This window comes from Acidiferrobacteraceae bacterium, from assembly GCA_037388825.1.
In the GTDB taxonomy this organism is placed as follows: Bacteria; Pseudomonadota; Gammaproteobacteria; order Acidiferrobacterales; family JAJDNE01; genus JARRJV01.
In genome coordinates this window covers 1-14147 of record JARRJV010000039.1, presented here as the reverse complement: position 1 = coordinate 14147, position 14147 = coordinate 1, and the positions used below count along the sequence as shown (strand labels likewise).

The following is a 14147-nucleotide window of genomic DNA, read 5'->3' as shown; positions in this document are numbered from 1 at the left end:
GCTGGCAAGCGGCATGGTGTACAAACGATCCTTGAGGATATCGAGATAGAAGCTGCCCATTTCCACGACGCAGAACTGATGCAGCCTCTGGTAGATCTGGTGAAACTGGAAGTCGTTATAGGACTGCTTGATTTTCTCTTGTAACTCATAGGCTTGCGTAAGCGCCCAGCGGTCCAGGGCGAGCATCTCCGCCGGATCCATGAGCATTGCCGGTTCGAAGCCGGCGAGATTGCCGAGCAGGTAGCGGGCCGTATTGCGCATGCGGCGGTAGGAATCGGACATGCGCTTCAGGATCTCGTCGGACAGGGCGATCTCGGCACGATAGTCCGTGGACGCAATCCACAACCGCAGGATGTCGGCGCCGAGGGTCTTGATGATGTCCTGGGGTTCGATTCCGTTGCCCAGGGACTTGGACATCTTGTGGCCCTTTTCATCCACGGTGAAACCATGGGTGAGCGCCATGCGATAGGGCGCGCGGTCGCGCAGCGCCACCGATGTCAGCAGGGACGACTGGAACCAGCCACGATGCTGGTCCGAACCCTCGAGATAAAGGTCGACCGGGGTACCGCCGAGTTCCTCTCGCCGGTCCACCACGCAGGCGTGGGTCACCCCGGAGTCGAACCACACATCCAGCGTGTCCGTGACCTTGTCGTATTGCCCGGCCTCGTTGCCGAGCAACTCCTTCGGATCGAGATCGAACCAGGCGTCGATACCTTCCTTTTCGATTCGCTCGGCAACCTGTTCGATAAATTCCGGTGTACGCGGATGCACCTCGCCCGAGTCCCGGTCCACGAACAGGGCGATGGGCACGCCCCAGGCCCGCTGACGCGAGATGCACCAGTCGGGACGATTGGCCACCATGCCTTCGATCCGTGCCTCGCCCCACTCCGGGATCCAGCGCGTCTCCTCGATCGCGCGCAAGGCAGCATCACGCAATCCGTCGATACGGATAAACCACTGGGAGGTGGCGCGAAAAATAATCGGGGTCTTGTGACGCCAGCAATGAGGGTAGCTGTGTCGCAGTGCCTCCGCATGCACCAGCATGCCGCGGGATTTCAGTTCCTCGATGACATGGTCGTTCGCCTTGAACACATGCTCGCCGGCGAATAACGGCGTTCCATCCACGAACTTGCCGTCATCGCCCACGGGATTCTCCACCGGCAGCTTGTAGCGCAGACCGACGACGAAGTCGTCCAGGCCGTGGCCGGGGGCCGTATGGACGGCGCCGGTACCAGCCTCGGTAGTAACGTGATCCCCGAGGATGATCGGCACCTGACGGTCATAGAACGGATGCTGCAACATCAAGCCCTCGAGATCGGCGCCCGTGCAGGTGGCGATGACCTGGTAGTCATCGATGTCCCAGCGCAGCATGGCGTCCTTCATCAGCGGTTCTGCCAGGACCAGACGCTCGGGGCCGAGGCTGCCCGTGCATTGCACCAGCACATACTCCAGCTGCGGGTTCAGCGCCACCGCCTGGTTGGCCGGCAGGGTCCACGGCGTCGTCGTCCAGATCACCACGTGCACGGGTCCGGCGCCGGCACGTTCGCCCGGCGGATGCTGGCTGCGGGCCAGGAGCTCCGCCTCGTCCACCACCGGGAAACGCACGTCGATGGCCGGCGAGGTCTTGTCCACGTACTCGACCTCGGCCTCGGCCAGGGCGGAACCGCAATCGGCGCACCAGTGCACGGGCTTGTGTCCGCGGGTCACGTAGCCCTTGTCCAGGATCCGACCCAGGCTGCGAACGATGTCGGCCTCAAAGCCGTAGTCCATGGTGAGGTAGGGATTGCTCCAGTCGCCGACCACGCCCAGACGGATGAAATCCTCGCGTTGGCGATTCACCTGTTTGCGCGCATAGTCGCGGCAGGCGTCCCGAAACTTCTTCGGGTTCACCTGGGTGCCGGCCTTGCCGATTTTCTTTTCCACCGCCAGTTCGATGGGCAGGCCGTGGCAGTCCCATCCCGGAACATAGGGGGCATCGAAACCTTCCAGGCCCCTGGCCTTGACGATCATGTCCTTGAGGATCTTGTTCACCGCGTGACCGAGGTGAATGTCGCCATTGGCATAGGGCGGCCCGTCGTGCAGGACATAGCGTGGTCGTCCATCGCCCACCTTGCGCAGGCGTTCATACAGGCCGATTTCCTGCCAGCGCTTGAGCACTTCCGGCTCCCTCTGGGCGAGACCGGCCTTCATGGGAAAGCCGGTCTTCGGCAGGTGGAGGGTATCCTTATATTGGTTCTTCTCACTCATGATGCATTATTCTTGCTGTCATTTGCCTCGAACCAGGTCCGGGTCTCGGCAATGTCCTGTTCGATGCGTTGTTTCAACTCATCCATCGTATCGTATTTTTCCTCGTCCCGAATCCTGTGCAGGAAGTCGATCTGCAGGTAGCGGCCGTAGATGTGGTCGCCGAAATCCAGCAGGTGGATCTCCAGCAAGGTGCGGGTCCCGTCCACTGTCGGCCGGGTGCCTATACTCGCCGCGCCCCCCAGGGGTTCGGGATCCAGTCCATAGACGTCAACGACAAAAATCCCCTGCAGGGGCGAGCGCTGACGATGCAGGTGGATATTGGCCGTGGGAATGCCCAGGGTCCGGCCAATCTTGTCGCCGTGGGCGACGCGACCGCTCATGCGATAGGACCGGCCCAGCAGACGCCCGGCCATGGGCAGGTCCCCCTGCGCCAGGGCATCACGCACCCGGGTGCTGCTCACCCGCTCTCCGTCCAGACGGAAGGTGTGCATGTGCGCCACCTGGAACCCGTAGGTCTCCCCGGCGTGCTGCAACATTTCGAAGTCGCCGCGGCGACCGTGACCGAATCGAAAATCGTCGCCCACCACCAGGTACTGCACGCCCAGGCCGTCGACCAGCACCCGGCGAATGAATTCCTCCGCCTCCATGTCTGCGAAGCGCTGGTTGAAGCGTACGCAAAGAACCCGATCCACGGAGAAACGGCGCAGGGCCTGCAGCTTCTCCCGCAGGCGGCTCAGCCGCGCCGGCGCGCGCTGCGGCTGAAAAAATTCCAGCGGCTGGGGCTCGAAGATGATGACGGTGGTGGGCAAACCCAGGGCCGCGCCCTTCTCCGCCAACTGGCCGATCACGGCCTGGTGGCCCAGGTGTACGCCGTCGAAATTGCCGATGGTGGCGACGCACCCACGGTGACGGGATCGCAAATTGTGCAGCCCGCGTATGAGCTCCATCTATATGACTTTACGGGGATTTAATCAGTGCAACGCTGTAAAGCGGGCAAGGGTACCGGTTCGCTCCGGGCAGGTCCAGCAAGGCGGACTCCGATCAGGCGTGGGCCCAGTCGGGATCGAGTTCCTCGACCACCTGCTCGAGAACCCGGCGACTGGCAAAGCCTTCGTCGTAACCGTGGTAGTGCCCCAGGCGCAACTCCGGAAACTTCCAGCACAGGTAGCCATCGCCGGTATCGAAGTCCACCAGCCACAAGCCCTTCACCACCAGCCCAAGGCGCTCCATCTTGCCAACCCATCGCTTGACGGTTTCCTCGTAGGTCTTTTCCACCACCGCCAGGCGCGGGTCCGTGGGCAGAAGGGTTTCGAGGGTTTTGCGCACCGGTTCCAGCTCGGCATGGGCCTCCTGGGTCAGGCGCGAGACCAGCGGAAACAGGGACTGCGCCTCGGACAGGGAGAAGATCCGCGTTTCTCCGCAGGGCAGTATTTCCGCAACGTTTTCCAGCGCACCCATGATCACGACCTTTGTACCTCTTGCCAGCGCAAATGCGCCGGCCGCATTCCCAGAATCAGCACGCTGACAAAATACACCCCGATGCCGATCCCGATCCACAGGGTCAGGCGAAAGACCCGATCCCACAGGGCAGCGTTCAACCAGGCGGCTACCTCGCCCTTCCCGTAGGATAGCACCACGCCCATGATCGCGCTCGCAACCACAATGCGGGCGATCACCGCCGCCCAACCGGGTCCCGGGCGGTAGATGTTCCGCCGGCGCAGGATGACAAACAGCGCAACCGCATTCAGGTACGCGGACAGGGAAATGGCCAGGGCAAGGCCGACGTGCTTCAGCGGAAAGACCAGACCTATACTAAGGACGATATTGGCGAGGAATGCGGCGGCGGCGACCCGCGCCGGCGTCGCCGTATCGTGACGCGCATAGAATCCCGGGGCGAGCACCTTCACCAGAACCAGGCCCACCAGGCCGATGGCGAAGGCGATCACGGCCCGGCCGGTCATGACCACATCCGTGGCGTTGAAATTTCCGTGCTGAAACAGGGTGGCGACGATTGGCTCAGCCAATACCGCGAGACCCACCGTCGCCGGCACCATAATGAGCGCCACCCAGCGCAGCGCCCAATCCAGCATGTCGGAGAAATTCTTTTCCGATTTCTCCGCATGCTCCTGGGACAGGCCCGGCAGGATGACCGTGGCCAGGGCGATTCCAAAAACGCCGAAGGGCAGTTGCACCAGCCGGTCCGAGTAATACAGCCAGGTCACGCTGCCCGTGACCAGGAACGAGGCGAGGATGGAATTAACCACGATATTGATCTGGGACACCGAACTCCCGAAAATCGCCGGGCCCATTTGCCGGAATACCCGCACCACGCCCACCCCGCCCCGGAAGCTGGGCCACACCAGCATGCGCAGACGCAGGAGAAACGGGAACTGGAACAACAACTGGATCACGCCCGCGACCAGCACGCCCCAGCCCAGCGCCAGGGCCGGCTGCCCCATACGCGGCGCCAGCCACAGGGCCGCGGCGATGAGGCACAGGTTGAGCAGCACCGGGGTAAATGCGGCGGCGGCAAACCGGCGATGGGAATTCAGGATGCCTGCCGCCATCGCGACGAGGGAAATGAACATCAAATAAGGAAACGTGATCCGCAGGATGGTCACGGTAAGGGCGAATTTCTCCGGATCCGAGGTGTACCCGTAAGCGATCACCCGCACCAGCCAGGGCGCGCCCAATACTCCGGCGATCGTGATCAGCAGCAGCAGGCCTCCGAAGACCCCGAGCATCTGCGCCGTGAACTGGCGCAGCTCCTGCTCGCTGCGCTGGCTGTGGTACTCGGTGTACACCGGGACGAAGGCCTGGGAAAAGGCCCCCTCGCCGAAGATGCGGCGGAAGAAATTGGGGATGCGGAAGGCCATGTAGAAGGCATCCGCGGACACATTGGTGCTGGCTCCCATGAGTGAGGCCAGCAGGATGTCCCGGACCAGGCCCGCGATGCGGGACAACAGGGTATTGCCGGCCGTAACGGCGGTAGACTGCAACAACTTGTGGGACAACACCTCTCTCCCGCCAGAAAATCGCGTCCGATCATAAGCGAATCGCCCCGGGGATGCACTGACGGCCCCGGCGGGAATTGACAAAGGACGATAAAAAACGCATAGTTGCGCGCCCTTAGGCAGGGCAAGACAGGAAATCAGGAGTCAACCGTGGCAAATTCGGCACAAGCCAGAAAACGCGCCCGTCAGAGCGAGACCCGCCGTCAGCACAATGCTGGCCGCCGCTCCATGATGCGCACCCACATGAAAAAGGTCCTCAAGGCCGTGGCCGCCGAGGACCGCGAGGCCGCGACCAGCGCCTACCGCGAAGCGGTGTCTCTGATCGACCGCAGCGCCAAGAGTGGCCTGCTGCACAAGAATGCCGCTGCCCGCTACAAGAGCCGCCTGAACAACCGCGTCCGTTCCCTGTCCGCCTGAACAAGGGATAGGACGCAAGAAAAACCGGCCCAATGGCCGGTTTTTTTGTGCCCGCTACCAGAACGGCACCCTAGAGCAGCACCATATTATCCCTGTGGATCAGTTCGGGTTCATCCACGTAACCCAGAACGGACTCAATCTCGCCACTGGGCCGACCGATGATACGCACCGTGTCATCGCGATCATAATTCACCAGCCCACGGGCGATCTCGACGCCAGCGGGATCCACGCACGCCACCAGTTCCCCGCGACGGAACTGGCCCTCGGCGGCCGTCACCCCTACGGGCAGAAGGCTGCGGCCGTCCCGGCGCAGGACCTCGACCGCGCCGGCATCCAGTATCAGACGCCCGCGGGGCTTAAGTTGCCCGGCCAGCCATTGCTTGCGCGAGGCCAGGCGGCCCTGCGTCGGACGCAGACACGTACCCAGAACCTCCCCCTGGAACAGGCGCGAGAGCACTTCTGGCTCGCGCCCGGAACAGATGATGGTGGACGCACCCGAGCGGGCCGCCTTGCGCGCGGCTTCCAGCTTGGTCTGCATGCCGCCGCGGCCCAGGGCACCGGAGCCCCCGGCCATGCGTGCCAGGGCCGGGTCCCCGGCGGAGCCATCGCTCACGAGTTTTGCGTCGGGATGTGCGCGGGGGTCCTGCTCGTACAGCCCGGCCTGATCGGTGAGTATGATCAACAGTTCGGCCTCCAGCAGGTTCACGACCAGCGCGGCCAGGGTGTCATTGTCGCCAAAGCGGATCTCCTCCACGGCGACGGTATCATTCTCGTTGATCACGGGAATCACGCCATGACCCAGCAGCGTGCGCAGGGTACTGCGCGCGTTCAGATAGCGTTCGCGATCGGCGAGATCGTCGTGGGTGAGCAGCACCTGGGCGGTGTGCAGTCCGTGTTTCTGGAATGCGCTCTCGTAGGCCTGAACCAGCCCCATCTGACCCACCGCCGCCATGGCCTGCAATTCGTGCAGTGCATGGGGCCGTTGCCGGATGCCCAGCCGGTGCATGCCCGCGGCCACCGAGCCCGAGGTGACGAGCACCACCTCCACGCCACGCTGCCGCAGGGTGGCGATCTGCGAGCCCAGGGCGGCAACGGTGTCCTGGTCCAGACCGGCGCCGCCCGCCAACAGGGCGCTGCCGACCTTGATCACACAGCGCCTTGCCGCAAGCAATCCGGCGCGGGGATCAGTCGCGGATGCGGATGACATCGGTTTCTCCGGTTTCTTTCATGGTTTCCAGTCGGGTCATCAGGTCCCCGGTCAATTCGCGGCAGCCCTCCCCCTTGATGGCGGAGATTTCATACACCGGCCCGTCCCAGTTCAGGGCGCGCACCAACTGCTCCCGTCGCTGCCCGCGTTCGTCCTCCGGGACCAGATCCATCTTATTTAACACCAGCCAGCGTTCCCGCGCCGCAAGTTCCGGGCTGAATCGCTCCAGTTCAGCGGCGATGGCCTGGACGTCCGTTGCCGGATCGGCGTCCGGGTCCAGTGGGGCCATGTCCACCAGGTGCAGCAGGATGCGCGTGCGGGCGAGGTGCTTCAGAAACCGGATTCCGAGCCCCGCCCCCTCGGCCGCGCCCTCGATGAGCCCGGGGATATCGGCAATGACGAAGCTGCGATGGGCCTGTACCCGCACCACGCCAAGATTGGGATGCAGGGTCGTAAATGGATAGTCCGCCACTTTTGGGCGCGCGTCCGATACGGCACGCAGCAGTGTCGACTTGCCGGCATTGGGCAGACCCAGCAGGCCGACATCGGCCAGGACCTGCAACTCCAGATGCAGTTCGCGCTGCTCCCCCGGCGTCCCGCCCGTGGTTCGGCGTGGGGCGCGATTGGTGCTGGACTTGAAGTGCGCATTGCCAAGCCCGCCGCGGCCGCCGCGAGCCACGAGCAGGCGCTGGCCGTGGGCCGTGACCTCGCCGATGCGCTCGCCGGTATCGGCGTCGATGGCCACCGTGCCCAGCGGCACATCGACCAGCAATTCAACACCGGAACGGCCAGTGCGATTTCGACCGGCCCCGTTGGTTCCACGCTGTGCGCGGAAACGCCGCGTGTGGCGAAAATCGGCCAGCGTATTCAGGCCCTCGTCGCCCACCAGCACCACGTCGCCACCGTCACCGCCGTCGCCACCGTCGGGTCCGCCCCGGGGAATGAATTTCTCGCGGCGAAAACTCAGGCAGCCGTTGCCGCCGTCACCGGCATCTACCTCGATCCTTGCTTCGTCGACGAATTTCATGGACTTACGCTACCGGGAGAGTTGTGCACACACAAGAAACGAAAAACCCCACTCCGTCGCCAGAGTGGGGTTTCGCGGGCTCCGATTTCCGTTCCGCTCAGGCGGGGGTGACGCTCACGATCTTGCGACCCTTCGGGCCCTTGCGACCGAACACCACCTGGCCCTCGGCCTTGGCGAACAGGGTGTCGTCCTTGCCCTTGCCCACGTTCACGCCGGGGTGAAACTTGGTGCCGCGCTGGCGCACCAGGATGTTGCCCGCGAGCACGTGCTCGCCGGCATAGCGCTTCACGCCAAGGCGCTTGGATTCTGAATCGCGGCCGTTACGGGAGCTGCCGCCTGCTTTCTTGTGTGCCATGGTTTGTCTGCCTCACGTACAGCGCTCAGGCGCCGCCGATTCCGGTAATTTCAAGCTCGGTGTAGTACTGGCGATGGCCCTGGTGCAGGCGATAGTTCTTGCGCCGGCGCATCTTGAAAATCAGGACCTTCTTGTCGCGGCCGTGGCCCCGCACCTTGGCGGTAACCGAGGCGCCGCTCACCAGCGGAGTACCCACCTTGACCTGGTCGCCCTCGCCCACCATCAGCACACGGTCGAGATTCACGCTCTCGCCGGGCTCGGCGGAGATCTTTTCCACGCGCAGCACATCGCCCGCGCTGACGCGATATTGCTTGCCGCCTGTCTCGATTACTGCGTACATCTGCTTGTCTCCGGCCGAAAACCGCCGCAAACTGCGGCGCAAGGGGTCTCAAAGGGCGGCAATTCTAGCGGCTGGACTGGCCCCGGTCAAACAACTTGACACAGGAAAAGCCGAGCCCATAGCATCCCTCCCCCATGCGCCAAAGCACCGTTCAGACCCCTGCCATCCAGATCGATATCGATGCCATCCGCAAGCTGGTGGCGGACGATCTGAATGCCCTGGATGAGGAGATTCGCCGCCGCCTGGCGTCGGATGTGGTCCTGATCCAGCAGCTGGCGGCCCATATCATTAATAGTGGTGGCAAGCGGCTCAGACCCCTGCTGGTGATCCTGGCTGCCCGGGCCTGCCGCCACCAGGGCCCGGAAGTGGCCCTGCTGGCGGCGATCATCGAATTCATCCACACCGCCACCCTGCTGCACGACGACGTGGTAGACGCGTCCGAACTGCGACGGGGCCAGTCCACAGCCAATGCGCTGTTCGGCAACGAGGCCAGTGTGCTGGTGGGGGATTTCCTGTATTCCCGCTCCTTCCAGATGATGGTGGTCCTGAACGACCTGCGCATCATGGACGTTCTCGCCGGCACGACCAACACCATTGCCGAAGGCGAGGTGATGCAGTTAATGAACTGCAACAACCCCGACACCACAGAAGACGAGTACATGGCCGTGATTCGCGGCAAGACGGCCAAGCTGTTCGAGGCGGCGACCCGGCTGGGTGCCCTGGTCGCGGGAGCCGATGAATCCCTGCAGGAAGATCTGGGCCGCTACGGTCTCAACCTCGGAAACGCCTTCCAGCTGATTGACGACGTACTCGACTACCACGGTAGCCAGGAAAAGATGGGCAAACAGATCGGGGACGATCTGGCCGAGGGCAAGCCCACCCTGCCGCTGATCCACGCCATGCGCGTCGGCGACGCGAATCAACGGACTCTGATCAGAAACGCCATCGAAAACGCGGACCGCGATGCCATCGATGCCGTGCTGACCGCCATTGAATCGACCGGGTCCATCACGTACACTGCGCGCCAAGCCGAGTTGCACGCCGAAACCGCGCGCCAGGCCCTGTCGGTGATTCCCGAGTCGCCGTACAAGCAGGCACTTCTCGATCTGACGTATTACTCCATACATCGCAACCACTGATCGCTTCGGGGTGTAGCTCAGCCTGGTAGAGCACTGCCTTCGGGAGGCAGGGGCCGGAGGTTCGAATCCTCTCACCCCGACCATTTGCGATAACGGAAATCCCCATGGGTTACCTTCTGCGCCTGATCCTTCTTCTGATTGTCGGCTGGATCATCTGGCGCTTTCTGAAACGCACCCTCTCGAACGATTCCTCACGACCTCCCGCGAAGCGGCAGTCTTCGGCGGACATGGTCGCTTGCGCACACTGCGGCCTGCACATCCCGCGGGACGAGGCGGTCTACCGCGACAACAAGCCTTATTGCTCGCGGGCCCATCTCGAGGCCGATTCCAGGAACTAATCCTTTGCGTCCCCGGGGTTTCTGTGCTGTATTAGCGCGGCATGGGGAGCAAGACAAAAAAGGCGAGCAGACCCGTACACTCGCTGGCGGCAGCCGACCAGGCAGCTGTACAAGCGCAGAACTGGAAACTGTTGCAGCAGTTCAATCTGTACCGCCTGATCCTTGCCCTGGCCCTGGTGGGCGCCGCGTCGGCCGGCGCCGCTGCGGTTTTTGGTCTCCGGTTCAAGCTCCTGTTCCTGATAACGAGCGGAAGCTACAGCGCGCTTGCGCTGGTCGCGATCTTCGCCATCCGATGGCGCTGGTTCGGATTCGTTCTTCTGACCACGTTACTGGTCCTGACAGACATCGCCTCGATTTCCCTGCTGATGTTTGCCAGTGGCGGGCTGGGCAGCGGCCTGGGCTTGCTGCTGCTCGTCTCCGTCGCCGAGTGCAGCGTGCTGATGGGACGCCGCACGACCATGTTTTTCGCCTCACTCGCCACGATCGCAGCGCTCGGGGAACACTCCGCCGGGGCGCTGATCGGGAGCGCCAATGAACTATCGGATGTCATCCACGGCTTTCCAAAGGTTGGGGTTCTGGGCATTGGTCTTTTCATCACCGCAACTCTCGGCAACTCCCTGGCGTCCCGTCTGCGCAGCACCGCCGCCCTGGCGGAGCGCCAGAGTCGCGATCTGGCCAGCCTGGCAAACATCAATGACCTGATTATCGAAAGGATGCAGTCCGGGGTTCTGGTTTGCGACACAACCGGTATTCTTCGGCAAATGAACCGTGCGGCCCGTACCTTCCTGGGACTGGACGATCTGTCGCTTGGCCACTCGCTTGCGAAAGTCGCTCCGGACCTCGCGGCAGAAATGGTCCAGTGGCGGAAGAACCCGGTTCTGCATGGCCGCCAGCTGGTTCGCACGGACGCGGGCTACACGCTACTGCCCCGCTTCATTGTTCTCGGGAGCGAAACGAATCATCTTGGCTTCCTGATTTTCCTCGACAATACCGAGGTCCTGAAGCAACAGGCCCAGCAGTTGAAGATGGCGGCGCTCGCGCGCCTCACCGCCAGCATCGCCCACGAGATCCGCAACCCCCTTGCGGCGATCACCCACGCCGCGCAACTGCTGAAGGAAACCGTCAGCGAAGGCTCGGATGACGCCCGCCTGATCAAGATCATCGAGAACCACGGACAGCGCATGAATGTCATCGTTGAGAACATCACCCAGCTGGCCCGCCGTGACCACAGCGAACCCCGGCGGCTGCGACTGCATCCGTGGCTCAACGAATTCGTCAATCAGTATGTCCAGGGGGCCCACATACCGCGGGAGGCCATCCGCGTACTGCCGGAAGGACAGAACGTCGAAAGCTGCTTCGATCAGGACCAGCTGTACCAGGTGGTCGGCAACCTGTGCCAGAACGCCCTGCGCCACAGCCCCCCCTTCTCCGGAGAAGCCCTGATCGAACTGCGGGTAGGCATGGACGCCCAGGAACGTCCTATACTGGAAGTATTGGACCGCGGGCCCGGAGTCCCGCCGGAAAACCGGGAGACGATCTTCGATCCTTTTTTCACGACCTCGCCCGGAGGGACGGGGCTTGGACTATATATATCCAGAGAGCTGTGCGAGGGAAATGGGGGACGGCTGGACTACCTGCCAAGGGGAGAGAGCGGGAGCAACTTCCGGATCACCATGGCACCAGCCAAGGAATGTAGCGAGCAGACCATCAAATGAGTGCAAAACAAGTACTGATCATCGACGATGAGCCCGATATCCGCGAGCTCCTGGAACTGACCCTGGGTCGCATGAACCTGGAAACGCGGACCGCCGCGAACCTGGGCGAGGCGCGCCACCTGCTTCAGGAATTCAATTTCGATCTTTGTCTTTCGGACATGCGCCTGCCGGACGGAAACGGCATCGATATGGTGCGCTACATCCAGGACCACTACCCGGACCTGCCCGTGGCCGTCATCACCGCCTTTGGCAACGTCGAAACGGCCGTGACCGCCCTCAAGGCCGGTGCCTTCGATTTCGTGTCCAAACCCCTAGATATCAACGACCTGCGCAACATCGTCAATGCCGCCCTCATGGTGACCCCGGGGTCCACGGAGACTCCCAAGACGGGCAGCGGCGTATCCAAGATGCTTGGCGATTCCGCCGCCGTCGGCAAGGTTCGGGCAATGATCGAAAAGCTGGCCCGCGGCCAGGCACCGGTCTACATCAGTGGCGAGTCCGGTACCGGCAAGGAACTGGCAGCCCGACTGATTCATGAACTGGGTCCGCGGGTGGACAAACCGTTCGTGCCCGTGAACTGTGGCGCCATTCCGGAACAACTGATGGAGAGCGAGTTCTTTGGTCACAAGAAGGGAAGCTTTACCGGTGCGACCCAGGACAAGGAAGGTCTGTTCGCGGCCGCCGATGGCGGCACGCTGTTCCTGGACGAGGTTGGTGACCTGCCCATGCATATGCAGGTGAAGCTTCTGCGCGCGATCCAGGAGCGGTCGGTGCGGCCCGTAGGCAGTCAGGCCGAAAACCGGGTGGACGTACGCATCCTCAGCGCCACGCACAAGGATCTTGCGACCCTGGTCCAGGAAGGCCAGTTTCGCCAGGATCTCTATTACCGACTGAATGTCATCGAACTTGCCCTGCCGCCCCTGCGGGATCGACAGGACGATATCCCCCTGCTGGCCAATGCCATCGCCGGCCGACTGGCAGGCAATATGGGCATCGATGCGCCAGCGATTGCCGAAGACGCCCTGCAGGCCCTGAAGCAATATGCCTTTCCCGGCAATGTGCGCGAACTGGAGAACATCCTGGAACGGGCCCTGACCCTGTGCGACGGCAATACCATCGCCGCCGGTGACCTGATGCTCCCGGGAGGGACTCCGACCCCCGCGGAAGCTCCGACGCAGGAAGCCGCCGAGGCCCCGGCCGGGAGCGACGAGGGCCTCGACGATTACCTCGCACGAATCGAGCGAGCGGCAATTGAAGACGCCCTCAACAAGACCAACCAGAACAAGACGGCGGCGGCCAAGCTGCTGGGAATCACCTTCCGTGCCCTGCGCTACAAGCTGGAGAAGCTGGGAATCGAATGATTTCAGTCGCCGCGAGCAACCGTCCATCGGCTCTCCGGGCCTGCCGGAGAGGGGCAAACCGACCCGTGTTGTCAGGCACTGACCAAGCGCGTCAATCCCGTTGATCAAGCCCAGGTGAAATGATATACATCGTCTTAGCTTTTGGTGATAAGTTTCTGTTTTAACAAACCATAAGTGCACGGGAGCGGTTCCCAATCAGTTGGCACAGACTCTGCATATCTATTGGGCAGGATTCCGGCCGCTGTTTGACCGTCCGGAACCCTTTTGCTACATACAGGCGTGTTTGTAGTACGGAAGACGCAACACAGAGGGCGTAAAACGAGGGCATCATGAAAAGCATCGGCCGGGGTATCCTTGGCCGGGTACAAGCGGACCGGGCCGGATCAACTGGGCCCAAGCCGGTTTTTTTCGGGATGTTTTCGGACTTGCGCATAAACCATGGTTTCAAGAGAAGTCGGAGGCGCATACAAATGAAGAAGGTTCAGAGCGGTTTCACCCTAATCGAGTTGATGATCGTGGTCGCGATCATCGGCATCCTGGCGGCCATCGCGGTGCCGGCCTACCAGGACTACACCATCAAGACGAAGGTCGGTGAAGCGGCGTCCATGTCGAGCGCTGCGCGTACGGCGATCGACGTTGCCTTCAGCGAGGGCTACGTTGTCGGCGATGCGAGCAATCCGTTGCCGTCCCAGGCTTCCCTGGGTCTGCAGTCGGCCACCAGCTATGCCGGCAAGTACGTCTACAGCGTGGCTACCACTGCTACCGGTACCGTGGAGGTGACCCTGCAGGGCGCGACCGCGACCATCGGTAATCTTACGGAAACCCCGAAGACCGGTCTGCCTACCCTGGTCCAGAGCAAGTGGGTTCACTATGTCCCGTCGGTCGTCGGCGGAAACCTCAAGTGGAAGGCGAGCTGCCAGTGGGGCACCAAGTATTGCCCGAAGAGCTAGGCTAGCAGCAAAACCAGCTTGAACGAGTTGACGCTCG

At 62.6% G+C, this 14147-nt stretch carries 14 protein-coding genes, 1 tRNA gene and 1 pseudogene; 8 read left to right on the top strand and 8 right to left on the bottom strand.

The annotated features are described in order from the left end of the window. The 4 genes from ileS to murJ all read right to left on the bottom strand — a co-directional run. Positions 1 to 2247, bottom strand: a 2247-nt coding sequence (gene ileS / locus P8X48_08505; protein ID MEJ2107354.1) for an isoleucine--tRNA ligase, incomplete at its 3' end; no start/stop codon positions are given. After that, complete coding sequence (gene ribF, locus P8X48_08500) at positions 2244 to 3194, bottom strand: bifunctional riboflavin kinase/FAD synthetase (GenBank protein MEJ2107353.1); 951 nt, start codon at positions 3192 to 3194, stop codon at positions 2244 to 2246. The genes ileS and ribF, both read right to left, overlap by 4 nt. Before the next feature lie 94 nt (positions 3195 to 3288). Further along, on the bottom strand, positions 3289 to 3705 hold the full coding sequence (locus P8X48_08495) for a DUF2203 family protein (protein ID MEJ2107352.1): 417 nt from the start codon (positions 3703 to 3705) through the stop codon (positions 3289 to 3291). Between the two features lie 2 nt (positions 3706 to 3707). Beyond that, the gene (murJ, locus tag P8X48_08490) at positions 3708 to 5261 is read right to left on the bottom strand and encodes a murein biosynthesis integral membrane protein MurJ (GenBank protein MEJ2107351.1); all 1554 of its coding nucleotides are present in this window, start codon (positions 5259 to 5261) and stop codon (positions 3708 to 3710) included. 150 nt (positions 5262 to 5411) lie between these two features. Here murJ and rpsT point away from each other — a divergent pair, with 150 nt between their 5' ends. After that, positions 5412 to 5678 carry a 30S ribosomal protein S20 gene (gene rpsT, locus P8X48_08485; protein MEJ2107350.1) on the top strand — a complete coding sequence of 89 codons (267 nt, stop codon included), beginning with the start codon at positions 5412 to 5414 and terminating at the stop codon, positions 5676 to 5678. Between the two features lie 70 nt (positions 5679 to 5748). Here the strand turns inward: rpsT and proB are convergent, their stop codons facing one another. From proB to rplU, 4 genes are all read right to left on the bottom strand, one after another. Next, positions 5749 to 6885: a glutamate 5-kinase gene (gene proB, locus P8X48_08480; protein ID MEJ2107349.1), complete on the bottom strand. Its 1137-nt coding sequence runs from the start codon at positions 6883 to 6885 to the stop codon at positions 5749 to 5751. Further along, positions 6863 to 7912: a GTPase ObgE gene (gene obgE, locus P8X48_08475; protein ID MEJ2107348.1), complete on the bottom strand. Its 1050-nt coding sequence runs from the start codon at positions 7910 to 7912 to the stop codon at positions 6863 to 6865. Before obgE ends, proB begins: the two co-directional genes overlap by 23 nt. Before the next feature lie 97 nt (positions 7913 to 8009). After that, positions 8010 to 8267, bottom strand: a complete 258-nt coding sequence (rpmA, locus tag P8X48_08470) for a 50S ribosomal protein L27 (GenBank protein ID MEJ2107347.1) — start codon at positions 8265 to 8267, stop codon at positions 8010 to 8012. Between the two features lie 25 nt (positions 8268 to 8292). Continuing rightward, on the bottom strand, positions 8293 to 8607 hold the full coding sequence (gene rplU / locus P8X48_08465) for a 50S ribosomal protein L21 (GenBank protein ID MEJ2107346.1): 315 nt from the start codon (positions 8605 to 8607) through the stop codon (positions 8293 to 8295). A 134-nt stretch (positions 8608 to 8741) separates the two neighbouring features. Here rplU and P8X48_08460 point away from each other — a divergent pair, with 134 nt between their 5' ends. The 7 genes and pseudogenes from P8X48_08460 (at position 8742) to P8X48_08430 (ending at position 14110) form a co-directional block, all read left to right on the top strand. Continuing rightward, the gene (locus P8X48_08460; protein ID MEJ2107345.1) at positions 8742 to 9746 is read left to right on the top strand and encodes a polyprenyl synthetase family protein; all 1005 of its coding nucleotides are present in this window, start codon (positions 8742 to 8744) and stop codon (positions 9744 to 9746) included. A 6-nt stretch (positions 9747 to 9752) separates the two neighbouring features. Continuing rightward, positions 9753 to 9829 (top strand) — tRNA-Pro (locus P8X48_08455). A gap of 21 nt (positions 9830 to 9850) precedes the next feature. Further along, positions 9851 to 10084 carry a PP0621 family protein gene (locus P8X48_08450; protein ID MEJ2107344.1) on the top strand — a complete coding sequence of 78 codons (234 nt, stop codon included), beginning with the start codon at positions 9851 to 9853 and terminating at the stop codon, positions 10082 to 10084. Between the two features lie 41 nt (positions 10085 to 10125). Continuing rightward, a complete protein-coding gene (locus P8X48_08445) occupies positions 10126 to 11799 on the top strand; it encodes an ATP-binding protein (GenBank protein MEJ2107343.1) in 1674 nt (557 codons plus the stop codon). Beyond that, positions 11796 to 13160, top strand: a complete 1365-nt coding sequence (locus P8X48_08440) for a sigma-54 dependent transcriptional regulator (protein ID MEJ2107342.1) — start codon at positions 11796 to 11798, stop codon at positions 13158 to 13160. The genes P8X48_08445 and P8X48_08440 overlap by 4 nt, the downstream gene beginning before the upstream one ends. A gap of 470 nt (positions 13161 to 13630) precedes the next feature. After that, a pseudogene (locus P8X48_08435) lies at positions 13631 to 13732 on the top strand (prepilin-type N-terminal cleavage/methylation domain-containing protein). After that, positions 13712 to 14110, top strand: coding sequence for a pilin (locus P8X48_08430; GenBank protein ID MEJ2107341.1), 399 nt, complete (start codon positions 13712 to 13714; stop codon positions 14108 to 14110). Before P8X48_08435 ends, P8X48_08430 begins: the two are co-directional and overlap by 21 nt. Positions 14111 to 14147 lie beyond the last annotated feature (37 nt).

What these genes read in the sequence shown, in the direction of transcription:
- obgE (MEJ2107348.1), bottom strand. Translation starts at nt 7,912, where the DNA reads ATGAAATTCGTCGACGAAGCAAGGATCGAGGTAGATGCCGGTGACGGC.
- ribF (MEJ2107353.1), bottom strand. Translation starts at nt 3,194, where the DNA reads ATGGAGCTCATACGCGGGCTGCACAATTTGCGATCCCGTCACCGTGGG.
- P8X48_08495 (MEJ2107352.1), bottom strand. Translation starts at nt 3,705, where the DNA reads ATGGGTGCGCTGGAAAACGTTGCGGAAATACTGCCCTGCGGAGAAACG.
- P8X48_08440 (MEJ2107342.1), top strand. Translation starts at nt 11,796, where the DNA reads ATGAGTGCAAAACAAGTACTGATCATCGACGATGAGCCCGATATCCGC.
- rpmA (MEJ2107347.1), bottom strand. Translation starts at nt 8,267, where the DNA reads ATGGCACACAAGAAAGCAGGCGGCAGCTCCCGTAACGGCCGCGATTCA.
- rplU (MEJ2107346.1), bottom strand. Translation starts at nt 8,607, where the DNA reads ATGTACGCAGTAATCGAGACAGGCGGCAAGCAATATCGCGTCAGCGCG.
- P8X48_08460 (MEJ2107345.1), top strand. Translation starts at nt 8,742, where the DNA reads ATGCGCCAAAGCACCGTTCAGACCCCTGCCATCCAGATCGATATCGAT.
- P8X48_08445 (MEJ2107343.1), top strand. Translation starts at nt 10,126, where the DNA reads ATGGGGAGCAAGACAAAAAAGGCGAGCAGACCCGTACACTCGCTGGCG.
- P8X48_08450 (MEJ2107344.1), top strand. Translation starts at nt 9,851, where the DNA reads ATGGGTTACCTTCTGCGCCTGATCCTTCTTCTGATTGTCGGCTGGATC.
- proB (MEJ2107349.1), bottom strand. Translation starts at nt 6,885, where the DNA reads ATGTCATCCGCATCCGCGACTGATCCCCGCGCCGGATTGCTTGCGGCA.